This window comes from Kitasatospora sp. NPDC048662 (genome assembly GCF_055587065.1).
Genome location: NZ_JBVJHA010000007.1, coordinates 200575 through 224063 on the forward strand (window position 1 = coordinate 200575; position 23489 = coordinate 224063).

At 72.2% G+C, this 23489-nt stretch carries 18 protein-coding genes and 1 pseudogene; 10 read left to right on the plus strand and 9 right to left on the minus strand.

The window, feature by feature from the left end; all coding sequences use genetic code 11:
• Positions 1 to 39: 39 nt before the first annotated feature.
• From ACZ6R9_RS21200 to ACZ6R9_RS21220, 5 genes are all read right to left on the minus strand, one after another.
• Entirely contained in the window at positions 40 to 1248 is a 1209-nt protein-coding gene (locus ACZ6R9_RS21200) for an acyltransferase family protein (RefSeq protein ID WP_465539587.1), read from the minus strand.
• A gap of 22 nt (positions 1249 to 1270) precedes the next feature.
• The gene (locus ACZ6R9_RS21205; RefSeq protein WP_465539589.1) at positions 1271 to 2365 is read right to left on the minus strand and encodes an alpha/beta hydrolase; all 1095 of its coding nucleotides are present in this window, start codon (positions 2363 to 2365) and stop codon (positions 1271 to 1273) included.
• Positions 2366 to 2494: 129 nt separating this feature from the next.
• The gene (locus ACZ6R9_RS21210) at positions 2495 to 3169 is read right to left on the minus strand and encodes a response regulator (protein ID WP_465539591.1); all 675 of its coding nucleotides are present in this window, start codon (positions 3167 to 3169) and stop codon (positions 2495 to 2497) included.
• On the minus strand, positions 3166 to 4455 hold the full coding sequence (locus ACZ6R9_RS21215; protein ID WP_465539593.1) for a sensor histidine kinase: 1290 nt from the start codon (positions 4453 to 4455) through the stop codon (positions 3166 to 3168). The genes ACZ6R9_RS21210 and ACZ6R9_RS21215 overlap by 4 nt, the downstream gene beginning before the upstream one ends.
• Before the next feature lie 90 nt (positions 4456 to 4545).
• Positions 4546 to 5211 carry a TetR/AcrR family transcriptional regulator gene (locus ACZ6R9_RS21220; RefSeq protein WP_465539595.1) on the minus strand — a complete coding sequence of 222 codons (666 nt, stop codon included), beginning with the start codon at positions 5209 to 5211 and terminating at the stop codon, positions 4546 to 4548.
• A 127-nt stretch (positions 5212 to 5338) separates the two neighbouring features.
• Between ACZ6R9_RS21220 and ACZ6R9_RS21225 the strand changes: the two genes are divergently transcribed.
• Positions 5339 to 6928, plus strand: a complete 1590-nt coding sequence (locus ACZ6R9_RS21225; RefSeq protein WP_465539597.1) for an MFS transporter — start codon at positions 5339 to 5341, stop codon at positions 6926 to 6928.
• Between the two features lie 129 nt (positions 6929 to 7057).
• Here the strand turns inward: ACZ6R9_RS21225 and aceE are convergent, their stop codons facing one another.
• The gene (gene aceE, locus ACZ6R9_RS21230) at positions 7058 to 9808 is read right to left on the minus strand and encodes a pyruvate dehydrogenase (acetyl-transferring), homodimeric type (protein ID WP_465539599.1); all 2751 of its coding nucleotides are present in this window, start codon (positions 9806 to 9808) and stop codon (positions 7058 to 7060) included.
• A gap of 458 nt (positions 9809 to 10266) precedes the next feature.
• Between aceE and ACZ6R9_RS21235 the strand changes: the two genes are divergently transcribed.
• The 5 genes from ACZ6R9_RS21235 (at position 10267) to ACZ6R9_RS21255 (ending at position 14235) form a co-directional block, all read left to right on the plus strand.
• The gene (locus tag ACZ6R9_RS21235; RefSeq protein WP_380483158.1) at positions 10267 to 10704 is read left to right on the plus strand and encodes a DUF3052 domain-containing protein; all 438 of its coding nucleotides are present in this window, start codon (positions 10267 to 10269) and stop codon (positions 10702 to 10704) included.
• A gap of 202 nt (positions 10705 to 10906) precedes the next feature.
• Entirely contained in the window at positions 10907 to 11365 is a 459-nt protein-coding gene (locus ACZ6R9_RS21240) for a peroxiredoxin (RefSeq protein WP_380483157.1), read from the plus strand.
• 126 nt (positions 11366 to 11491) lie between these two features.
• Positions 11492 to 12067, plus strand: coding sequence for a TerD family protein (locus tag ACZ6R9_RS21245; protein ID WP_380481552.1), 576 nt, complete (start codon positions 11492 to 11494; stop codon positions 12065 to 12067).
• Positions 12068 to 12522: 455 nt separating this feature from the next.
• Positions 12523 to 13098, plus strand: a complete 576-nt coding sequence (locus ACZ6R9_RS21250; RefSeq protein ID WP_380481528.1) for a TerD family protein — start codon at positions 12523 to 12525, stop codon at positions 13096 to 13098.
• A gap of 48 nt (positions 13099 to 13146) precedes the next feature.
• Complete coding sequence (locus ACZ6R9_RS21255; RefSeq protein ID WP_380481526.1) at positions 13147 to 14235, plus strand: DUF475 domain-containing protein; 1089 nt, start codon at positions 13147 to 13149, stop codon at positions 14233 to 14235.
• A gap of 90 nt (positions 14236 to 14325) precedes the next feature.
• Here ACZ6R9_RS21255 and ACZ6R9_RS21260 read toward each other — a convergent pair whose 3' ends face one another.
• Positions 14326 to 15432 (minus strand): DUF2637 domain-containing protein, encoded by a 1107-nt coding sequence (locus ACZ6R9_RS21260; RefSeq protein WP_380481524.1) that lies wholly within the window; start codon positions 15430 to 15432, stop codon positions 14326 to 14328.
• A 233-nt stretch (positions 15433 to 15665) separates the two neighbouring features.
• Here ACZ6R9_RS21260 and ACZ6R9_RS21265 point away from each other — a divergent pair, with 233 nt between their 5' ends.
• Positions 15666 to 16406 (plus strand): TerD family protein, encoded by a 741-nt coding sequence (locus tag ACZ6R9_RS21265; RefSeq protein ID WP_380481522.1) that lies wholly within the window; start codon positions 15666 to 15668, stop codon positions 16404 to 16406.
• 13 nt (positions 16407 to 16419) lie between these two features.
• Here the strand turns inward: ACZ6R9_RS21265 and ACZ6R9_RS21270 are convergent, their stop codons facing one another.
• On the minus strand, positions 16420 to 17505 hold the full coding sequence (locus ACZ6R9_RS21270) for a TerD family protein (protein ID WP_465539603.1): 1086 nt from the start codon (positions 17503 to 17505) through the stop codon (positions 16420 to 16422).
• A 278-nt stretch (positions 17506 to 17783) separates the two neighbouring features.
• On the opposite strand from ACZ6R9_RS21270, the gene ACZ6R9_RS21275 reads away from it, so the two are divergent.
• The 3 genes and pseudogenes from ACZ6R9_RS21275 (at position 17784) to ACZ6R9_RS21285 (ending at position 22581) form a co-directional block, all read left to right on the plus strand.
• Entirely contained in the window at positions 17784 to 18956 is a 1173-nt protein-coding gene (locus tag ACZ6R9_RS21275) for an HpcH/HpaI aldolase/citrate lyase family protein (RefSeq protein WP_465539605.1), read from the plus strand.
• Positions 18957 to 19167: 211 nt separating this feature from the next.
• A pseudogene (locus ACZ6R9_RS21280) lies at positions 19168 to 21708 on the plus strand (phosphoribosyltransferase).
• 30 nt (positions 21709 to 21738) lie between these two features.
• Entirely contained in the window at positions 21739 to 22581 is an 843-nt protein-coding gene (locus ACZ6R9_RS21285) for an HAD family hydrolase (RefSeq protein ID WP_465539607.1), read from the plus strand.
• Between the two features lie 24 nt (positions 22582 to 22605).
• On the opposite strand, the gene ACZ6R9_RS21290 is transcribed toward ACZ6R9_RS21285, so the two are convergent.
• The gene (locus ACZ6R9_RS21290) at positions 22606 to 22824 is read right to left on the minus strand and encodes an FmdB family zinc ribbon protein (RefSeq protein WP_380481514.1); all 219 of its coding nucleotides are present in this window, start codon (positions 22822 to 22824) and stop codon (positions 22606 to 22608) included.
• Between the last annotated feature and the right edge of the window lie 665 nt (positions 22825 to 23489).

Here is a 23489-nt window from a genome sequence, read left to right on the forward strand (position 1 = left end):
ACGGCCGGGCGCCGACAGCCGACGGAGATTGACGCGGCGTCAGACCGCGCCGAGCGCGTACACCGCGAACAGCGCCGCGCCCGCCGTTGCCACCGCCCGCCAGGCGCGGGACGGCCACGGGGCGTCGAAGCGCCGCGCCCAGCGGCCGATCAGCGCCAGCAGCACGGCGAACACCGGCAGCCAGGCCGGCCGGGCCAGCGCCCACAGGCCGGAGTCGGGGGCGGCGGTCAGGCCCGGCACCGTGCCCAGCCGGGAGCCGGCCAGCGCGGTGAGGAACATCGCGGTCTGGTGCCAGCAGAAGATCGTCATCGCGCCCAGGTTGACCACCACCACCGGCAGCCACAGCAGCGGCCGGCGCAGCGCCCGTCCCAGCCGGTCCTTCAGCAGCATCGCCGCACCGCCCTGCACCGAGGCAAGCGCCAGCACCAGCAGGGACGGTGGGTGCGAGTTGGTGCGGGCCGCACCCGGCACGCCGACCATGCTCGCCGGGTAGTGGAACACCAGCAGCAGCACCGCGAACAGCACCGCCCCGCCGAGGGCCGTCAGCCGCGCCCCGGCCCGGGAGATCCGGCCGTGCGCCCAGTCCACGCCCAACTGGTAGGCGAACAGCCAGCCCGGCAGCAGGTTCAGCAGACTCAGCCACCCCGGCATCGACGGGCCCCACGGCCCGTACCGCAGCAGGTCCACCACCGCGACGGCCGCCAGCAGCACCGCCGCCGCCCAACCGCGCAGCGCCGCACCGAGTTTGACGCACAGCGGGGTGAGCGCCGTCAGCACCAGGTACATCGCGATGTACCAGAGCGGCTGCACCATCAGCACCGCCCCCGTGCGCACCGTGTCGGCCGGCACCCCCAACCCGCGCAGCACCGGGATCAGCGCCGCCCACACCGCGGCCACCCCCAGCACCGGCCGGGCCAGCCGCAGCACCCGGCCGCGCAGCCACTGCCCGGCGCCCACCCCGCGCCCGGCCGCCCGGCGCAGCGAGAGCGCCGACGCCCGGCCGCCGACCAGGAAGAACACCCCCAGCATTTGCAGCACCCAGCTCAGCGGCGCCATGAACGGCAGCGCGGTCAGCGGACTCGCGTTGCGCAGAACGCCGTCGGAGAGGGTGAACCCGCCGAGCAGCCAGTGCCCCAGCGGCACCGAGAGCAGGGCGACGGCGCGCAGGCCGTCCAGCGCGCGGTCACGAGTGGCGGGGGTCTTGGCATCGACGGTCGCCGCGGCGCGACGAACGGAAACAGGCAGCATCGGACGTCTCCTCGACAGGTCGTCAGGCGGTGGTGGGGGAGCCGGTCGCGGCGAGCGCGGCGAAGGCCGCGAGCGAGGCCGAACCGGGAGCGAAGTAGTCGCTGTGGCCGTGCGAACCCTTCGACGGCAGCAGGCGGGCGTGGAAGCCCGGGGACGTCGGGTCGGCGCCGTGCCCGAAACCGAACACCGAGACGTTCGGCACGTTCGAGATCCAGTCCTCCGGATTGCGGACCGCCGCCCACACCGGCACCCGCAACTCGTCGGCCCGGTCCAGGCCCAGCCCTGGCGAGGCGAACACCACCACCCCCGCGACCTGCGCCGGATCCGGCGCGGACTGACCGCACACCACCGAGCCGTAGCTGTGGCAGAAGAGAGTGACGGGCCCGGTCAGCGGGGCCAGCCCCGCGACCAGACGCTCCAGCCGCGGGGCTCCGGCCCGGGCGAGATCCTCGCGGGCGGCGTCCAGCCCCACGCCGACGGGTGTGGTGTAGCCGACCCACGCCACCACGGCGACCTGGTCCTTGCTCGCGGTGCGCAGTTCCTGCGCCATGGCGGCGAGGCGGTCGGAGGTCATCAGATCGACGTCGGAGCCGGGGACGAGCACGGCGGTGCGGGCTTCGTGCGTCAACTCGCCGAACACTTCGGCGATTTGGCCGCGACCGCGCGGGTCGAACGCGAGGAGTCGGCGGCCGGTCAGTTCGGCGTAGCGGGCGGCCTTCCGGGCGGCCTGTTCGCGCTCTTCGCGCGGCAGCGAGGTGTTGTCGGCGCGGGCCTGTTCATGGGCGCGCTCCTGGGCGAGGGCGAGTGAGTTCGCCAGGTAGCGGAGCGGGACCGGGGCGCCGTCCAGATTGCCGAGGACCTGCGGGTGGCGGAGGGCGAGCTGCTGCTGCTGGCCTGGCGTCAACTCCTCGAAGAACGCCGCCACTTCGGCAGGGGAGGCCTTTCCCGGGTCGGGCAGCCGCACCCCCAGCGCGGTGTCCGCCACCCACTCCGCGGACCCCGGCGGTGGCCCCGTCAGCGGCGTCTGCGCGTCCGCCGACGTCCAGGAACCCACCCCCAGCACGGCCGCCAGCACCAACCCCGCGACAGCTGTCCTTCGACGCAGACGCCCCAGCATCGCTTCCTCCTCCCGTTCGGTGACGGGGAGGAAGGTAGGGAGGGGGTGGGTGAGGGGGCGTCAACCTGCGGAGCCAAGAGACGTGTCATACCGGGGTGGGAGGGGAGGTAACCCCGCGCCCCCGGCTGGTCATGTGCCGGGCTGCACCAAGCCGCTCTCGTAGGCCAGGACGACAGCTTGCGCGCGGTCGCGCAGGTTGAGCTTGGCGAGGATGCGCCCGATGTGGGTCTTGACGGTCTGTTCGGCGAGGACCAGGTGGGCGGCGATCTCCTGGTTGGAGAGGCCGCGGGCGATGAGTTCGAGGACTTCGGTCTCGCGGGGGGTGAGGCCGTTGAGCTGGAGGCGGGGGTCGCGGCGGGGGGTGGGGCGGTTCTTGGCGAAGTCGGCGATCAGGCGGCGGGTGACGGAGGGGGCGAGGAGTGCGTCGCCGGCGGCGACTATGCGGACGGCGTTGATCAGGTCGGCGGGTGGGGCGTCCTTGAGGAGGAACCCGGAGGCGCCGGCCCGCAGGGCCTCGTACACGTAGTCGTCGACGTCGAAGGTGGTGAGCATCAGGACGCGTGGGCGGTGGACCACACCGGGCGGGGGGTCGAGCAGGTGGCGGGCGGCTTCGAGGCCGTCCATCTCGGGCATCCGGACGTCCATCAGGACGACGTCGGGGTGGGTGCGGCCGCTGACCTCCAGGGCCTCGCGGCCGTTCGCGGCGTCGCCGACCACGTCGATGTCGCTCTGGGCGCCCAGCAGGGCGGCGAAGCCGGCGCGGACCATCGCCTGGTCGTCGACGATGAGGACACGGATGGTCATGCGGTCTTCTTCTCCCCTGGGGCGGTGTCGACCGCCGTTGCGGTGCGGTCGATCGGCAGGACGGCGGCGACCCGGTAGCCGCCGCCGGCGGTCGGGCCGGTGTCCAGGGTGCCATCCAGCAGGCGTACGCGTTCACGCATTCCGGTCAGGCCGTGCCCGGTGGAGGTGGAGGTTTCGACGGCGGCGGCCTTGCCGGGCGCCGGGTCGTTGTGGACGTCCACGGTGAGCGCGCCGTCCGCCGCGGCGACCCGGACCCGGGCGGTGGCGCCGGGGGCGTGCCGGACGACGTTGGCCAGCGCCTCCTGGACGATCCGGTACGCGGACAGGCCGACCGCCTCGGGGACGGGGCCGAGGTCCTGGATTCCGTCGGCGAGGTCGAGCTCGGCCCGCACGCCGGCCTGGGCCACGGTGGCGAGCAGGCCCGGCAGGTCGGCGAGGCCCGGCTGCGGGGCCTTGTCGGCCTCGGTGTCGGCGGCCCGCAGCACCCCGAGCAGGCGGCGCATCTCGGCGAGCGAGCCGCGGGCGGCGGTGGCGATCTGCCCGAACTCGGCGACGGCGGGCTCGGGCAGGCCCTCGATCCGGTACGGGGCACTGTCGGCCTGGACGGCGATCACCGACATGTGGTGGGCGACCACGTCGTGCAACTCCCGGGCGATCCGGGCGCGTTCCTCCAGCAGGGTGCGCCGGGCGCGTTCGGTCTCGGAGATCTGTTCCTGGGCGGCGAGCAGCCGCCGTGCCTCGCCGCGGCCGCGGAGGCTCCAGCCGAGCAGCAGGATCACCCCGGAGAGCACGGTGACCACCACCGAGGTGCCGTCGAAGTGCTCTTTGAAGACGGACCAGCTGAGGCTGTTGCCGATGAAGGTGACCGCCCAGACGGCGAGCAGGGTGCGTCCGCGTTCCCGGATCGCCAGGAACACCATCAGGAACAGGTAGCAGAGCAGGGAGGGGATCGGCCACGGCCAGGGCAGGTCGGCGGCCGCGCCGTGGGTGGCGATCGCGCCGATCAGCGTCGTGGGCGCCATCAGCTGCCAGCCGGTCAGCGGTCGGACCAGCCCGAGGGCCAGCGCCCCGGCCTGGACCGTGGCGAGGATGGCGGCCAGGCTCCCGTTCACGCCGTAGAACTGCGTCAGCGTGACCACGCCGAGGGGCAGCAGGGCGCCGACCATGGCCAGCACCACCAGGAAGGGCAGCGCCCGGACCCATGGCCGGCGGGCGTTGTACAGCGGCGGCCGATGGCCCGGGACGGGCTCGGCGAGGGCGCGGAGGAAGGTGTTCCAGGTGGTCACCGGGCCGAGGGTAGAGCGGGGCGCGCCCGGTGTCCTCATACCCGGGTCGGGCGACGGCCGTCATACCGCAGTACTACCCGGGCCCCGGGGTCAGCGCCAGGAGCCCGCCAGCGCCGGTCCGAGCTGGCGGATGTGGCGGTCGATCAGGGCCAGCATGCCGTCCATGCAGTGGCCGCGCTGGTCGGGTTCGGTGGCGTACGACAGGTGGGCGAGCCGGATCACGGCGCCGAACACGGCGGCGAGCAGCCGGGGGCGCAGGTCGAGTGCCGGGTCGAGGCCCTCGCGTTCGGCGAGGATCCGGGTCACCTCGCCCTCCTGCTGGAGGGTGTGCCGCAGGTGGGCGGCGAGCAGGGTGGGGGTGGACTCGATCAGTTCGAACAGTTCCAGCGCCCCCGCGACGGAGCCGCGCTCGGTGAGCCGGCCCCGGTCGAGGGTCCGCCAGGCCTCCAGGATCGCGCCGTGCAGCGCCTCCAGCGGGTTCTCCGCGGCGGGCCGGTCGCGCAGCAGGCCCAGGAAGGTCTCCTCGGCGTCGGCCAGTACCGCCAGGGCGACCTCCTCCTTGTTGGCGAAGTACCGGAAGAAGGTGCGTTGCGAGACCTCCACCGAGGCCGCGATCTCGTCGATCGTGGTCTTCGCGTAACCCTGCTGCAGGAACAGCCGGTTGGCGGCATCGACCAGGGCGTCGCGGGTGCGCTGCTTCTTGCGTTCACGCAGGCCGGCGGGCTGCGGGTCGACGGCGGAGGTGGGGGTGGCCATGGCTCAACGATAGCGTCCTGCCATTTGTCATCAAGTGACACGAGTCACCGCTTGTCGAATGTCAGCGGCTGACATAATGGCCGGGCCGCTCTCTTGCCACACCACACGAACGGGGAAGTCCCGAGCCATGAGCCAGTCCGTCGTACTCGACAAGGAGGCGGCCCCGGCCGCCGGAGGGAAGCTGCGGGGGCACCCCTGGCTGACCCTGCTCACCGTCGCCGTCGGCGTCATGATGGTCGCCCTCGACGGCACCGTCGTCGCCATCGCCAACCCGGCGATCCAGACCGACCTGAAGGCCAGCCCCGCCGACATCCAGTGGGTCACCTCCGGCTACCTGCTGGCCCTGGCGGTCTTCCTGATCACCGCCGGCAAGATCGGCGACCGGTTCGGCCACAAGTCCACCTTCCTGGTCGGCGCGGTCGGCTTCGCCGCCACCTCCGCGGCGATCGGCTTCGCCGGCTCGATCCAGCAGGTGATCTTCTTCCGGGTGCTGCAGGGCCTGTTCGGCGCGCTGCTCCAGCCCGCCGCGCTCGGCCTGCTGCGCGGGGCGTTCCCCGCCGAGAAGCTCAACATGGCGATCGGCATCTGGGGCGGCGTCATCGGCGCCTCCACCGCGGCCGGCCCGATCGTCGGCGGCCTGCTGGTCGAGCACGTCAACTGGGAGTCGGTGTTCTACATCAACATCCCGGTCGGCATCGTCGCGCTGATCCTGGGCCTGCTGGTCCTCAAGGACGTCCGCGCCGAGAAGGCCGCCAAGTCCTTCGACATCCCCGGCATCGTGCTGCTCTCCGGCGCGATGTTCATGCTCGTCTGGGGCATCATCAAGGCCCCGACCTGGGGCTGGGGCGACCCCGCCACGCTGCTCTTCCTCGGCGGCGCGGTGCTCGCCCTGCTGGCGTTCGCGGTCTGGCAGAACTTCGCCAAGGAGCCGCTGATCCCGCTGTCGCTGTTCCGCTCGGTGCCGCTGTCGGCCGGCACCCTGCTGATGGTGCTGATGGCCTTCGCGTTCTTCGGCGGCATCTTCTTCGTCACCTTCTACCTGCAGAACGTGCACGGGATGGCGCCGGTGGACGCCGGCGTCCACCTGCTGCCGATGACCGGCATGATGATCGTCGGCGCCCCGGTGGCCGGCTTCCTGATCGGCAGGATCGGCCCGCGCATCCCGATCGTGGTGGGCATGCTGCTCACCACCGGCGCGATGCTCGGCATGTCCACCCTGGACATCCACTCCGGCAACGGTGTGATGTCGCTCTGGTTCGTGCTGATGGGCCTCGGCCTCAGCCCCGTCATGGTCGGCGCCACCGAGGTCATCGTCGGCAACGCCCCGATGGAACTGTCCGGCGTGGCCGGCGGCCTCCAGCAGGCCGCGATGCAGGTCGGCGGCAGCCTCGGCACCGCCGTGCTGGGCGCGGTGATGGCCTCCAAGGCCACCAGCGTGCTCCCCGACAAGTGGACCGCCGCCACCGGCCAGCCGCTGCCGGGCGGGGAGCAGGGCGAGGGGCTCAAGCAGCTCGCCCAGCTGGGCATGGCCCCGCCGGCCCAGCCCGGGGTCCCGGCGGAGGTCACTCAGGGCATAGCCGACGCCGTCCACTCGTCCTTCGTCAGCGGCATGGGCGTGGCCTTCACCGTCGCCGCGATCGTCGCCTGCGTGGCGGCGGCCCTCGGCCTGCTCACCAAGCGCGGCGCGAACGACGCCGGCCCGGCGGTCCACATCTGACGTGCGGTTGCTCCGCGCCCCGTCAGGGGCGCGGGGAACTGCGCGAAGCGGTAGGGCAGAACGCCAAAGATCCGCCCGAGGACAGAACTTCTGTCCTCGGGCGGATCTTTGTGGTGGAGCGGCTGGCGCTCAGGCGTCGCCGCCGGCCGCGCCCGGGTCCGCCGCGGCCACGTCGAGCAGCTGGTACCGGTCGATCGCGGACTTCAGCACCGAGCGGTCGATCTTGCCCTGCTTGGCCAGCTCCGTGAGGGTGGCCAGGACGATCGACTGGGCGTCGATGTGGAAGAAGCGCCGGGCCGCGCCGCGGGTGTCGGCGAAGCCGAAGCCGTCGGCGCCCAGGGACTGGTACTGGCCGGGCACCCAGCGGGAGATCTGGTCCGGGACGGCCCGCATCCAGTCGGAGACGGCCACGAACGGACCCTCGGCCCCGGAGAGCTTCGCGGTCACGTACGGGACGCGCTGCGGCTCCTCCGGGTGCAGCAGGTTGAACTCCTCCGCCTCGACGGCGTCGCGGCGCAGCTCGTTCCAGGAGGTGGCCGACCAGACGTCCGCCTTGACGTTCCACTCCTCGGCGAGGATGCGCTGCGCCTCCAGCGCCCACGGCACTGCCACGCCGGAGGCGAGCAGCTGCGCGGGGATCTGGCCGGCCGCGCCGTCGGCGAGCTTGTAGAGGCCCTTGAGGATGCCCTCGACGTCCACGCCCTCCGGCTCGGCCGGCATCTTGATGGGCTCGTTGTAGACGGTCATGTAGTAGAAGACGTCCTCGCCGTGCGGGTGCTCGGCGGAGGAGCCGTACATGCGGCGCAGACCGTCCTGGACGATGTGGGCGATCTCGTACCCGTAGGCCGGGTCGTAGGCGACCACGCCGGGGTTGGTGGAGGCCAGCAGCTGCGAGTGGCCGTCGGCGTGCTGCAGGCCCTCGCCGGTCAGCGTGGTGCGGCCGGCGGTGGCGCCGATCACGAAGCCGCGGGCCAGCTGGTCGGCCATCTGCCAGAACTGGTCGCCGGTGCGCTGGAACCCGAACATCGAGTAGAAGACGTACACCGGGATCAGCGGCTCGCCATGCGTCGCGTAGGACGAGCCGGCGGCGATCAGCGAGGCGGTGCACCCGGCCTCGGAGATGCCGTCGTGCAGCATCTGGCCGGACGGGGACTCCTTGTACGCCAGCAGCAGCTCGCGGTCGACCGACTCGTAGGTCTGGCCGAGCGGGTTGTAGATCTTGGCGGACGGGAAGAGCGAGTCCATGCCGAAGGTGCGGTACTCGTCCGGCGCGATCGGCACGAAGCGGTTGCCGATGCCCTTGTCCCGCATCAGGTCCTTGAGCACGCGGACGAACGCCATGGTGGTGGCGATGGTCTGGTTGCCGGAACCCTTCTTGACCGCCTTGTACGCGTCGTCGCCCGGGAGTTCGAGCTTGCGCGGGCGGACCTTGCGGGTGGGCACGTAGCCGCCGAGCTCCTCGCGGCGGTCGTGCATGTACTGGATCTCTTCCGAGTTGCGGCCCGGGTGGTAGTAGGGCGGGTAGCCCTCGTCGAGCTGCTTGTCGGTGATCGGCAGGTGCAGCCGGTCGCGGAAGCGCTTCAGGTCCTCGACCGTCAGCTTCTTCATCTGGTGGGTGGCGTTGCGGCCCTCGAAGTTGGGGCCCAGCGTCCAGCCCTTGACGGTCTGCGCCAGGATGACGGTCGGCTGGCCCTTGTGCTCGCGGGCGGCCTTGAACGCGGCGTACACCTTGCGGTGGTCGTGACCGCCGCGACCCAGGTGCTGGATCTGGTGGTCGGTCATGTTCTCGACCATGGCGCGCAGGCGCAGGTCGCCGCCGAAGAAGTGCTCGCGGATGTACGCGCCGGACTCGGTGGCGTAGGTCTGGAACTGGCCGTCCGGGGTGGTGTTCAGCTTGTTGACCAGGACGCCGTCGCGGTCCTGGGCCAGCAGCGGGTCCCAGGTGCGGTCCCAGACCAGCTTGATGACGTTCCAGCCGGCGCCGCGGAACTGCGACTCCAGCTCCTGGATGATCTTGCCGTTGCCGCGGACCGGGCCGTCCAGGCGCTGCAGGTTGCAGTTGACCACGAAGGTCAGGTTGTCCAGGCCCTCGCGGGCGGCCAGGGACAGCTGGCCGAGCGACTCCGGCTCGTCCATCTCGCCGTCGCCGAGGAAGGCGTACACGTGCGAGTCGGAGGTGTCCTTGATGCCGCGGTGCTCCAGGTAGCGGTTCATCCGGGCCTGGTAGATCGCGCCGAGCGGGCCGAGGCCCATCGAGACGGTCGGGAACTCCCAGAAGTCCGGCATCAGCCGCGGGTGCGGGTAGCTGGACAGACCGTACGGGGCCTTGGACTTCTCCTGGCGGAACGCGTCGAGCTGCTGCTCGGTCAGTCGGTCCAGCAGGAAGGCGCGGGCGTAGATGCCCGGCGAGGCGTGGCCCTGGAAGAACACCTGGTCGCCGGACTCGCCGTCGGCGTCCTTGCCGCGGAAGAAGTAGTTGAAGCCCACGTCGTACAGCGACGCGGAGGAGGCGAAGGTGGCGATGTGGCCGCCGACGCCGATCCCGGGACGCTGGGCGCGGGAGACCATGACGGCCGCGTTCCACCGCGTCGCGTTGAGGATCTTGCGCTCGATCTCCTCGTTGCCGGGGAAGAACGGCTCGTCCTTGGTGGCGATGGTGTTGACGTAGTCCGTGCTGCGCATCTCGGGCACGGCCACACGCTTTTCACGGGCGCGCTCGATCAGCCGCAGCATCAGGTAGCGGGCACGCTCGCGCCCGCGCTCGTCGATGGCAGCGTCAAGCGACTCCAGCCACTCCGCGGTTTCCTCGGGATCGAAGTCCGGGACCTGGCTCGGGAGGCCGCCAATGATGATCGGGTTGCGATCGGATCCGGAAGCCACGCTGTTCCTTCACTGTCGGTCGAAACTGAGTTGTCGCGCCGCCTCCATCGTGCTACCGCGTTCGGAGATCCGTCATCTCTACCGATCGGTAACCGTTCCGCCGGTTGGGCGGTACGGTCAGGAGGTGGTCCGACCTGGCATCCCGGCCGGACAATGGCGGCCGGTCGGGATGAGGGCCAACAGGAGACTCTACGCCCGCACACGCGGCTGGCCCGAATGCCGTTCGCATCTCGGGCAGGCGTACGGTCTGCGTGTGGGCGGGCAACGAAGCGTCCTTGTCCGGTACGGATACGGACATTTCGGTGCGATTGCCCACTCGGAGGGCGGCGTGTCGGCCCTCGACACGTCAACCTTTGGGTGGGATCGGGGGTCGGGTACTTGCGCGAACCGCCGCTCCCGTGTGGACTACGGCCACAGCCTCGGCATGGATGCCGAGCCGAATACTGGAGGTTATTCCCGTGAGCGCGACCGCGGACCCCGCGGACAAGTCCAACCCGGCGCTTCGTCTGGGCTTCGTAGAGGGCCAGATCATTCAGGAGCTCGGGTACGACGACGACAGTGACCAGGAGCTCCGCGAGGGCATCGAGGACATCACTGGCACCGAACTCGTCGACGAGGACTACGACGACGTCGCAGACGGCGTCCTGCTGTGGCACCGCGACGAGGACGGGGATCTCACCGACGTCCTGGTCGACGCCCTGGAGTACCTGGCGGAGGGCGGCCTGATCTGGCTGCTGACGCCGAAGACCGGCCGCGACGGGCACGTCGAGGCGCACGAGATCGCCGATGCCGCGAAGACCGCCGGCCTGTCGCAGACCAGCTCGGTGGCGATCGCCAAGGACTGGGCGGGCACCCGCCTGGCCACCCCGAAGGCCTCGAAGACCGGCAAGCGCTGAGCTTCGGACCGCGAGCACGCGCGGGCCCCGGTGGAGGAGACTCCGCCGGGGCCCGCGCGCGTTGCCGCCGCCACCTTGTTCGCTCAGGGCTGAACGGCGCCTCGAACGGCCCTGGGGCCTCACCCGAACGGCTGAACGGGGGGTGTGCGGATGGGAGGATTTCCCTGCCCGTACCACCAAGACCCGGCAGGAAGGTCCCCTCATGGCCATCGAGATCGGCGCCCAGGCCCCCGACTTCGAGCTGAAGAACCAGCACGGCGAGTCGGTGAAGCTGTCCGACTTCCGCGGCGAGAAGAACGTCGTCCTGGTCTTCTACCCGTTCGCCTTCACCGGCGTCTGCACCGGCGAGGTCTGCGAGATCCAGAAGGAGCTGCCGCGCCTGCAGAACGACGAGGTGCAGGTGCTCGCCGTCTCCGCCGACTCCCCGTTCTCGCTGCGGGTGTTCGCCGACCAGCAGGGCCTGGAGTACCCGCTGCTGTCGGACTTCTGGCCGCACGGCGAGGTCTCCCGCGCCTACGGCGTCTTCAACGAGGACAAGGGCTGCGCGGTGCGCGGCACCTTCGTCCTCGACAAGGAGGGCGTGGTCCGCTGGAGCGTCGTCAACGGTCTCCCGGACGCCCGTGACACCCAGGAGTACCTGGCCGCCCTCGGCGCGCTCTGACGTCCCCTCGGCCCGGCGCCGCACCTTTCCGGCGCGGCGCCGGGCCGAGTCGCCATCCCCGGCCGGGAACCCCGCACTACGATCGGGCCGTTGACGGATCGGGAACCCGACTTCTTGGAGGACCACGTGGGTGTCAGCCTGAGCAAGGGCGGCAATGTCTCGCTCACCAAGGAGGCGCCCGGCCTGACCGCCGTGGTCGTCGGCCTCGGGTGGGACGTACGCACCACCACCGGCACGGACTTCGACCTGGACGCCAGCGCGCTGCTCTGCACCGAGCAGGGCCGGGTCCGCTCCGACGCCGACTTCATCTTCTTCAACAACCTGAAGAGCGCCGACGGCTCGGTCGAGCACACCGGCGACAACCTCACCGGCGAGGGCGAGGGCGACGACGAGCAGATCAAGGTCGATCTGGCCGGTGTCCCGGCCGATGTGGCCAAGATCGTCTTCCCGGTGTCGATCTACGACGCGGAGAACCGGCAGCAGAGCTTCGGCCAGGTCCGCAACGCCTTCATCCGGGTGATCAACCAGGCCGGCGGCGCCGAGATCGCCCGCTACGACCTGTCGGAGGACGCCTCGACCGAGACCGCGATGGTCTTCGGCGAGCTGTACCGCAACGGCGCCGAGTGGAAGTTCCGCGCCATCGGCCAGGGCTACGCCTCCGGCCTGCGCGGCATCGCGCAGGACTTCGGCGTCAACGTCTGAGGTTCCGAGGTTTCGGCAGGCATGGTGCTGCGGGCCGGGTCCGTTCCTACGGGCCCGGCCCGTCGCCGTTCCTGCCCCGGCTCCTGGTGTGTCCGTGCCCGCGCGATGCTTCGTCCGGCGGTCCCGGCCGCGTACCGGGGCGGAAAGCCGGCGGGTCCCGGTCGGAGCGGAACCGGGTGGGGGGCTTGATAGATTCGGCCGCGATCCGCCCCCGGCCGGGGAGCGTGCGCGGGCGATGGGGGCCCGCAGGGCGCGGCGGCCGGGCCGGGCGGAGAGCGGAGTTCAGGAAGTTCAGTCGGGTGTGCAGCACTGTACGGCCGTCGAGGGGCGTAGATCTCTTGGAGTGCGTCCTTCGGACGTGCCCCGTCGGACCGGCCCTCCCGGGCGGCTTTCGACGGCAGACCGCCGCTGTACACCCCGGGAGCCCCGGAGACGGGAGCTGGGAGGAAAGTCCGATGACCGTCACCCTTGCCAAGGGCGGAAACGTCTCGCTGACCAAGGCCGCGCCGAACCTGACGCGGGTCCAGATCGGCCTCGGCTGGGACGCCCGGTCCACCACCGGCGCGCCGTTCGACCTGGACGCCAGTGCGCTGCTGTGCGCCGGCGGCCGGGTCCTCGGCGACGAGTACTTCGTCTTCTACAACAACCTGCGCAGCCCCGAGGGCTCGGTCGAGCACCAGGGCGACAACCTCACCGGCGACGGTGACGGCGACGACGAGGTGGTCGAGGTCCACCTCGACCTGGTGCCGGTGCAGATCGACAAGGTCGTCTTCGCGGTGTCCATCTACGACGCCGACGCCCGGCTGCAGAGCTTCGGGCAGGTCTCCAACGCCTACATCCGCGTGATCAACGTGGGCGACGGCAGCGAGATCGCCCGCTACGACCTCTCCGAGGACGCGTCCGGCGAGACCGCGATGATCTTCGGCGAGCTGTACCGCTACCAGGGCGAGTGGAAGTTCCGTGCCGTCGGCCAGGGCTACGCGTCCGGCCTGCGCGGCATCGCGCTCGACTTTGGCGTCAACGTTCAGTAAGCAGCCCGGAATCGGTCAATTCCGGTAGCCAGAAAGGTAACTGACCCCGTGTTCCTCCGTACGTTCGGATGGTCCTTCGCCATCACGATCGCCGGCCTGATTGCCGCCGGCCTGATCTGGGGGGCCGAAGGATTCGGCGTCGTCCTGATCCTCTCGATCCTTGAGATCTCCCTGTCCTTCGACAACGCCGTCGTCAACGCCACCGTTCTCAAGCGGATGAACGCCTTCTGGCAGAAGATCTTCCTGACGGTCGGTGTGCTGATCGCGGTCTTCGGCATGCGGCTGGTCTTCCCGCTGCTGGTGGTGGCCCTGACCGCGCACCTCAACCCGGCGACCGTGGTGCAGCTGGCGCTCGACTCCAGCAAGACCCACGACGGGCACACCTACGCGCAGTACCTGGAGATGGCCAACCCGGCGATCGCCGCGTTCGGTGGCATCTTCCTGCTGATGATCTTCCTCGACTTCATCCTGGAGGAGAAGGAGTTCAACTGGCTGCGCTGGATCGAGAAGCCGCTGGAGAAGATCGGCAAGCTGGAGGCCCTCTCCTCGGTCATCGCGCTGGTGCTGCTCGCCGTGTCGGCCCGGCTGTTCGCCGGTGACCGCGCCGAAACGGTCCTGCTGGCCGGTGTCTGCGGTCTGGCCACCTACCTCGCCGTCAACGGCCTCTCCGGGGTCTTCGAGGCCGGCCTGGAGGAGCAGGAGGAGGCCGAGCACGAGGCCGAGCGCAAGGGCAAGTCGATCGTCCAGGTCGGCGGCAAGGCCGCGTTCTTCCTCTTCCTCTACCTGGAGGTGCTGGACGCGTCCTTCTCGTTCGACGGCGTGGTCGGCGCGTTCGCCATCTCGCAGGACATCTTCCAGATCACCCTGGGACTGGGCATCGGCGCGATGTACATCCGTTCGCTGACCGTCTTCCTGGTCCGCAAGGGCACCCTGGACGATTACGTGTACCTGGAGCACGGCGCGCACTACGCGATCGGCGCGCTGGCGCTGATCCTGCTCGCCTCGATCAAGTACCACATCCCGGAGCTCGTCACCGGCCTGGTCGGCGTCGCCTTCATCGGCGCGGCACTGGCCAGTTCGATGGTCCGCAACAAGCGGGAACAGGCGCTGGAGGGCGCCGCGTCGGCCGAGAGCTGACCGGCGCACCGTACGCAGAGAGCCGCCCACCGGGGAACTCCCCGGTGGGCGGCTCTCGTTCGTGGCGGGTGCCGGCCGAGCTGCTGGGTCTCAGCCGAGCTGCTGCTCGATCGCCCGGAGCTTGCGCTCCAGCGAGTCCAGCTTCGGCATCGACAGGGTGTCCTCGTCCATCGTCAGGTCGATGCTGGACGAGTACGAGCTGCTGGTGCTGGTGCTGGTGCTGCCGGTGAGGGGCGATTCGACGGCGGCGCGGGGGCGGCGGCCGGCGTTCAGGGCGGCGGGCTCCAGGGCGGAGGGGCCGACCCGGTCGAGAGAGGATTCCTCGGCGGCTAGGGCAGGCTCCGTAGCGGACGACGGGGTGTCGCCCGCGGCGGCCAGGGCGGGCACCTGCCGGCCGTGCCGGGCCCGGCCCAGCATCCCGTTCTGCCGGGAGATCGCCTTCAGCTCGGCCCGCTCGCGGCGGTCGGCGCTGCGGGCGCGGATCTTGGCGTCCAGCTTGGCCTGGCGCTCCTCGCGCACCTCCTCGACGGCCTCGTCCAGGCTGCGGACGTTCTCCAGCAGCATCAGCGACCAGGCGGCGTAGGTCTCGCGCGGGGCGCGCAGCCAGCGGACCACGCGGATCTGCGGCAGCGGGCGGGGGACCAGGCCCTGCTCGCGCAGCGCGGCGCGGCGGGTCTGCTTCAGCGCGCGGTCGAACAGCACGGCCGCCGAGATCGACATGCCGGCGAAGAACTGCGGCGCGCCGTCGTGCGAGCCGCCGCGCGGGGCGTGCACCCAGTTGAACCAGGCCGAGGCGATCGCGAACAGCCACACCAGCATGCGGGAGCCGAGCGCCGCGTCACCGTGGCTGGCCTCGCGCACCGCGAGCACCGAACAGAACATCGCCGCGCCGTCCAGGCCGAACGGGACCAGGTACTCCCAGCCGCCGGACAGGTTCAGGTTCTGCTGGCCGAAACCGACCAGGCCGTGGAAGGACAGCGCGGCCGCGACACCGGCACAGCAGAACAGCAGGACGTACGAGGCACCGCCGTAGATGGCCTCCTTGCGGCGGCGGCGCTCCTCGCTGCGCTCCCAGGAGTCCTCGGACCCCTCGGTCTTGTTGTTCTTGAAGCGCAGGAAGGCCACCAGGATGGCGGTGAACAGCAGGGCTGCACCGCCGACCACGGCCCAGACCAGCTGTATGGAGGAGAGGTTCATCGCGGGGAGGGCCTCGGCTTTCCGCAGGGCAGGGGAAGTTGGAGGTGACGTGGCGCACGGGACAACGCACGGGACACCTGTGCGGAGAGACGATATCGCGTCCGAGGGGCAGGCATCGTACGGGAGTGACGAACCCTCTGCCAGCGGTCCGTACCAGCGGGTTGACGTTGACTCAGGACCCCGTGGGTGGGTATTGGAGAGCTAGGACGAAACCGGCGCTGGGGGAGGACACGATGGTCTCGGTGTGGGAGTTCCTGAAAGGGGACCGCAACAGCTTCGACACCGGAGGGCAGTTCAAGGTCACACTGACCAAGTCCCAGCCGCAGCACGCCATCACGGGCTCGGCGGCCACCACCGGTTACCTGTACATCAACCTGCACTGGTCGACCCGCAGCGCCGAGCGGCCCACCGCGGGCAGCTCGCTGCGCCGGTTCTTCGACCCGCGGATCCTGCGCCCGCTGGCACCCACCGCCGGCGGTTCCGCCCCGCTGAACGTGGACCTCGACCTGGCCTGCCTGTACGAACTCGCCGACGGCACCCGGGGCGTGGTGCAGCCGCTCGGCCGGCTGTTCGGCGACCTGAACAAGCCGCCGTACATCAAGCTCTCCGGTGACGACGTGTCAGGCGCCTCGTCCGGCGAGACCATGCACATCAACCTGGAGAAGAAGGACCAGTTCAAGCGGCTGCTGGTGTTCGTCTACATCTACGACGACACCCCGGCGTTCGACCGCACCCAGGCGGTGGTCACCATCGTTCCGCAGAGCGGGCCGCGGATCGAGATCAAGCTGGACGAGCGGGCCGCGGCGGCCCGCTCGTGCGCGGTGGTGCTGATCGAGAACAACGGCGAGGGCAAGCTGACGATCCGTCGCGAGGTGAAGTACGTGCACGGGTTCCAGTCGGACCTGGACCGGCTGTACGGGTTCGGCATGCAGTGGGAGCGCGGGTACAAGACCGCGGACCGGCCCGGGAGTTGATGCGGCAGCGCGGTCAGCGTGGCTGGAACTGCGGGCCCTGCGGCGGCAGCGCGAACGGCGTGCCCGGCCGCGCGGGCGCCGGGGGCTGCTGTGCGGGCTGCGGCGGCGCGGGCGCGGGCTGTTGCCGCACCGGCTGCTGAGGGGCGGGCGGCGCCGGCGGCTGCTGAGGGTAGCCGTAACCGGCGGCCTGCGGCTGTGGGTGGCCGTAGCCGGGGGCGGCCGGGTGGGGGTAGCCGTAGCCGCCCGCCTGCGGCTGGGGTTGGGCCGGCGGGTAGCCGTAGCCCTGCTGCTGCGGGTAGCCGTAGCCGGCGGGCTGCGGGGCGGGGGGCTGCGCGGTGTGGTGGACGGTCGGCGGCAGCGCGGGCGGCGGCGGGGCGACGATCGGGGCGGGCTGCGCGGCGACCGGAGCCGGGGCGGGGGCCTGGGTGGGCAGCGCCGGGGCGAGCGTCCAGTCGTCCTCGTCCACCGGGAGCGGCGCGGGCGCGGGCGGTTCGGGCGCGGCGGCCGGGCCGGGTACGCGGGGGTCGGCGGCCAGCGGGGTGCCGCCGTCGCCGGTGGAGTCCTCGACGGTGATGCCGAAGTCGGTGGCCAGCGCGATCAGCCCGTCCACGTACCCCTGGCCGACGGCGCGGAACTTCCAGCTGCCGGAGCGGCGGTAGAGCTCGGCGGCGACCAGGGCCGTCACCTGCTCGGACTCGTCGATGGCGAACTCGGCCAGCGCGGGCGTCCCTTCGGGCGCGCCGGCGTCGAACAGCAGCACCCGCAGGCCCGGTACGGCCGGGAACGCCCCGCCCTCGGCGGAGCCGGCCAGCACCACCCGCTCCACGCCGGCGGGCAGTTTCGCCAGGTCGATCTCCACCGCGTCCCAGACCCAGCCGTCCGCGGCCTGCTTGGGCAGGTGGCGGACCAGGCCCGACGGGTGCCGGGGCTGGTTGTAGAACACGAAGTCCAGGTCGTCGCGGACCTTGCCGTCCTCGGCCAGCAGCAGGGCCGAGGCGTCCACGTCCGGGGTGCCCGGGGCGTCCGTCCAACGCAGGACGGCACGGACGGCGCCGGCCGTCAGCGGGATGTTGGCGCCCTTCGCCATCACATGCGTCATAACGCACCATCCTGCCGCCTGCCAGGGGGCCGGGACAACGCGGGCGCGGCACCGGCGAGCCCGGGCAGTGGCGGCAGGGTGGTGGGAATTCGCGGTTCCGAACTGCTTCCCCGGCGTGGTCCGGCCGTACCATGGGCGGCCGGCGGCCCGGTGCTCCCGATCCCGCCGAGGCGAGCGCGCCCCGGCGAACTATCCGGCCACGCCAACCGTCCAAGTGTCGAGGGGTCGGCCGTCGCCGGCCCCGAGCGGGGCCCCACAGATCAGAGCGGGAGAGCACTTTGCGCCACTTCGGGCATCTCGCGGACGACGTCCGCAGCCGGCTCTTTCACGAGCAGCCCGTTGCCTTCGACCGGGACAGCGGGGCGGATGTCCTGGCCACCGCGCTCGGCGCCACGCTCTACAGCCCCGCCACCCGCCCCGCCCTGGCCCGCGACATCCGCCGACAGGCCGCCCGCGGCGTGGTGTCCATGGTGCTGTGCCTGGAGGACGCGATAGCCGACCACGAGGTGGACGACGCCGAGCGCAACCTGGTCGCCCAACTCACCGCGCTGGCCGCCGAGGGCGCGGAGGCCGAACTGCCACTGCTGTTCGTCCGGGTGCGCGCCCCCGAGCAGATCGCCGACCTGGCCCGGCGGCTCGGGCCCGCGCTGCGGCTGCTCAGCGGCTTCGTGGTGCCCAAGTTCACCGAGGACAGCGGGCGGCCGTTCCTGGAGGCGCTGACCTGCGCCGAAGAGACCGGCGGGCGGCGGCTGTTCATCATGCCGGTGCTGGAGTCGCCCGAACTCGCCCACCTGGAGAGCCGCCGCGAGCAGCTGTTCGGCATCGCCCGGCTGCTCGACAAGCACCGCGAGCGGGTCCTCGCGGTGCGGCTCGGCGTCACCGACCTGTGCTCCGCGTACGGGCTGCGCCGCTCGCCCGACCTGACCGCCTACGACGTGGCGCTGGTCGCCCAGGTGATCGGTGACGTGGTCAACGTGCTCGGCCGCGCCGACGGCACCGGGTTCACCGTCACCGGTCCGGTCTGGGAGTACTTCCCGCTCCAGGAACGGATGTTCAAGCCGCAGCTGCGCCGCACCCCGTTCGCCGAGGCCACCCCGCCCGCCGACCAGGTCCGGCAGCGGCTGATCGAGCACGACCTGGACGGGCTGATCCGGGAGATCGAACTCGACCGGGCCAACGGGCTGTTGGGCAAGACCTGCATCCACCCCAGCCACGTCGCCGCCGTGCACGCGCTGTCCGTGGTCACCCACGAGGAACTGTGCGACGCCACCGACATCCTCCAGCAGCACCGGGGTGGCGGCGGGGTGAGCCGCTCCGCGTACACCAACAAGATGAACGAGGCCAAGCCGCACCGGGCCTGGGCGGAGCGGGTGCTGCTGCGCGCCGAGGTGTTCGGCGTCGCGCGGGCCGAGGTGTCCTTCGCCGAACTGCTCTCGGCCTGCGTCTGCTGAGCCTGCCCTTTTTGACCTGGTGTCAGCCGATCGGAGGATGGCCTCGTCCACCGGACGGCCATCCGATTCGCGCCGATCGGAGCGCGGAGCCGAGCCGGTCGGTCGATCCGCGGGCCGTGGCGCGCCCCGTACGCTCGAACCCGGACGCGCAGCCGTGCGTCCTTCCAGGTAGCACCCGCACCACCCGTTGTCCTGCTGAGAGGAGCCCCCGATGACCGTCGAGACCACCGCCCCCGGGCCGGTCGGGGCCGACCCCTGGACCGGCCAGTGGGTCACCGACCGGTTGGGCCTGCGCCTGACCGGCGGGCCGGAACTCACCGCGCTGATCGGCCTCGCGCTGCGCCGCAACCCCAAGCGCGCCCACCTGCTGGTCTCCCAGGTGCTGGGCAAGCACGTCCCGCAGCGGCCCGAGGTGGTGCACGGCGCCGGGCTCGAACTCGGCCGCCGGGTGGCCGAACTGCTCGGCCCGGCGCAGACCGCGCGCGCCGTGGTGCTCGGCTACGCGGAGACCGCCACCGCCCTCGGCCACAGCGTCGCCGACGGCCTCGACGCGCCCTACCTGCACTCCACCCGCCGCCCCGTGCCCGGCCTCGCCCCGCTCGGCGGCTTCGAGGAGGAGCACTCGCACGCCACCAGCCACCTGCTGCTCCCGGAAGACCCGGAACTGCTTGCCGGGGACGGCCCGCTGGTGCTGGTGGACGACGAGTTCTCCACCGGCACCACGGTGCTCAACACCATCCGCGCCCTGCACGCCGCCCACCCCCGCGAGCGGTACGTGGTGGTCGCCCTGGTCGATCTGCGCACCCCGGCCGACCGCGCCCGGCTGGAGGCCGCCGCCGCCGAACTCGGCGCCCGGCTCGACCTGGTGGCCACCGCCGGCGGCGGCGTCCAGCTGCCCGAGGACGTCCTGGACCGCGCCCGGGCACTCATCGACGCCGCCCCCGCCCCCGAACAGCCACAACCGGCCCCAGCGGAAGGCGAGTTGACGCAGCTCCGGCTGCCCTGGCCGGACGGCCTGCCGGACGGCGGCCGGCACGGCTTCACCCCCGCCCACCGCCGCCGCCTGGACGACGCGCTCCCCGCGCTCGGCGCCGCCCTCGCCGCCGCCGTCGGCCCCCGGCCCCGCCGCGTCCTGGTGCTCGGCTGCGAGGAGCTGATGTACGCCCCACTGCGGCTCGCCGACGCCCTCCAACGCCAACTCCCGGACGCCGAGGTGCGGTTCTCCACCACCACCCGCTCCCCGGTGTTCGCCCACGACCACCCCGGCTACGCGATCCGCACCCGGCTCGCCTTCACCGCCCACGACGACCCGGCCGGCGCCGACGCAACCGAGCGTTATGTCTACAACGTCGCCCCAGGAAGCGACCCGGCCCGCCGCTTCGACACCGTCGTCCTGGTCGTCGACGACCCCGCCGACACCCCCGCCCTGCACCACGGCCCCGACGCCCTGCTGCCCCGCCTGCGCACCGCCACCGACCACGTGGTGCTCGCCGTTCTCCCGTCGTACCGCCCCACGCCACCCGCCTGACGCCCCGCCGACCACCCGCTGCCCGAGCATCACCCCTGCGCACCCCACCGAAGGCCCGGCATGACCGCACACACCGCCCCCTCCCCGCCCGCCGCCCGCCCGCTGCACGGACCGGCCTTCTCCAGCTACCCGGCCGCCGACGTCACCTGGCTGCTCAAGGACCTCTCCGACGTCCAGCTCGAAGCACCCGTCGAGGAACGCGAGGAGGCCGTGCAGTCCGGTGGCGCCCACTACGCCGAGTCGCTGCCGGTCGAGTACCAGCCCAGCCCCGAGTACCAGCAGCTGTTCCACACCGCGCTGGCCGCCTCCGCCGCCCGGCTGGCCACCGCCGTCGGCACCGTCGCCGAAACGCTGCTGCGCGAACGCGGACCGCACCTGGTGCTCGCCTCGCTGGCCCGGGCCGGCACCCCCGTCGGCATCCTGATCCGCCGCTGGCTCGCCCACGCCCACGGCCTCGACGTGCCGCACTACACCGTCTCCATCGTCCGCGGCCGCGGCATCGACCAGGTCGCGCTGCGCCACCTCGCCGCCCACCACCGCGCCGCCGACGTGGTCTTCGTCGACGGCTGGACGGGCAAGGGCGCCATCACCCGCGAGCTCGACCAGGCCCTGGCCGGCACCGGCTTCGACCCCGGCCTCGCCGTCCTCGCCGACCCCGGCAGCTGCGTGCGCACCTACGGCACCCGCGACGACTTCCTGATCCCCTCCGCCTGCCTCAACTCCACCGTCTCCGGCCTGGTCTCCCGCACCGTGCTGCGCGCCGACCTGACCGGACCGGACGAGTTCCACGGCGCCAAGTACTACCGGCACCTGGCCGAGGCCGACGTGTCCGCCCGGTTCGTCGACACCGTCGCCGCCGCGTTCCCCGCCGTTGCCGACGCCGTCGCCGCCGAGACCGCCCGCCTCGCCCTCGCCGACCGCACCCCCAGCTGGGAGGGCTGGGCCGCCGTCGAGCGAATAAGCACCGAGTACGGCATCGACAACGTCAACCTGGTCAAGCCCGGCGTCGGAGAGACCACCCGGGTGCTGCTGCGCCGCGTCCCCTGGCGGATCCTCGCCCGCCGCGGCGCCGGCGCCGACCTCGACCACGTCCGGCTGCTCGCCGCCCAACGCGGCGTCCCCGTGGAGGAGATCGACCACCTGCCGTACAGCTGCGTCGGCCTCATCCACCCGCGCTACACCCGCGGCGCCACCGGCGCGGACGGCACCGCCGTCCACACCTGACCCTGCCCCCGACCGAAGGAGACCCCGCCCGTGCCGCAGTTCCTGGTCGCCAGCGACCTCGACCGCACCCTCGTCTACTCCAACCGCGCGCTCGCCCTGGACGTGCCCGACCGGCTCGCCCCGCGACTGCTCTCAGTGGAGGTGCACGACGGCAAGGCGCTCTCCTTCATGACCGAGACGGCCGCCGAACTGCTCGCCGAACTCGCCGAGCAGACCCCCGTCGTCCCGATCACCACCCGCACCCGCACCCAGTACGAGCGGATCAACCTCCCCGGCCCCACCCCCGGCTGGATCCCCCCGTACGCGGTCTGCGCCAACGGCGGCCACCTGCTGGTCGACGGGGTGCCCGACGCCGACTGGCAGCACGAGATCCGCACCCGGCTGGACGCCACCAGCGCCCCGCTGCCCGAGGTCGTCGAACACCTCGCCATCACCGCCGACCCCGAGTGGACACACAAGCGGCGGGTCGCCGACGAGCTGTTCGCCTACCTGGTGGTCGAACGCGCCGCACTCCCCGCCGGCTGGATCGACGACCTCACCGCCTGGTGCGCCGAACGCGGCTGGACGGTCTCCCTCCAGGGCCGCAAGGTCTACGCGGTGCCCGCACCGCTGTCCAAGAGCGCCGCACTCGCCGAGGTCCGCCGCCGCACCGGCGCGCAGACGGTCCTCGCCGCCGGCGACTCACTGCTCGACGCGGACCTGCTGCTCACCGCCGACCACGGCTGGCGACCCGGCCACGGCGAACTCGCCGAGACCGGGTGGAGCGCCGGCGGCGTCACCGCGCTCACCGAGATCGGCGTCGCGGCGGGTGAGGAGATCCTCCGACAGATGCTGGCCCGGGTCCGCGCGGGAGAGGTCGCTGTCGTGGGCTGATGACGCGTGGCCGGTGCGCGCCGGTCAGCCGCAGCAGCCACCCCCGCAGCAGCCACCGCCCCCGCCGCCCGGGGCCGGGGCGGCGGCGCCGGACGCGCCGCCCGTCACGGCGACGGTCGACAGCAGCTTCACGGTGTCGGGGTGGCCCTCCGGGCAGACGGCCGGGTCGTTGGCCTGGGCCATCGGGCGGCTGAGTTCGAAGGTGGCGCCGCAGGAGCGGCAGCGGAAGTCGTAGCGAGGCATGGTCAGCAGGGTACCGAGAGGTGACTGCGTGTCGGCGCCCGCTTGCCCGCCGTCGGCGGGGGCGCGGGGACAGTGACGCGGGGACAGTGACGCGGGGACGGTACGGCGAGTGGCTCGATCGCGGCGGCGAGCCGACCGGGGGCGGTGCTGGCGGTGGGGCGGGTTGGGTCGGGCTGGTCCGGGTTGGGCCGGGGGACGAGGTCGGTGCGGCGGGTGCCGTCGGAGAACAGGCGGACGGGGGCGGCGGGCGACCGCTCGGGTGCCGGGCCGCGGCTCCGCCGGCCGTCGCTTCGCCGGCCGCCCATGTGTCTGTTCCGGGCTGCCGTCCCGGCGTTCGATCGGAGAGCAGGGGGACGGGGGCGGCGGGCGACCGCTCGGGTGCCGGGCCGCGGCTTCGCCGGCAGTCGCTTCGCCGGCCGCCCATGTGTCTGTTCCGGGCTGCCGTCCCGGCGTTCGATCGGAGAGCAGGCGGACGGGGTCGGCGGGCGACCGCTCGGGTGCCGGGCCGTCGCTTCGCCGGCCGCCGCTTCGCCGGCCGTCGCTTCGCCGGCCGTCGCTTCGCCAGCTGCCCATGTGTCTGTTCCGGGCTGCCGTCCCGGCGTTCGATCGGAGAGCAGGGGGACGGGGGCGGCGGGCGACCGCTCGGGTGCCGGGCCGCGGCTACG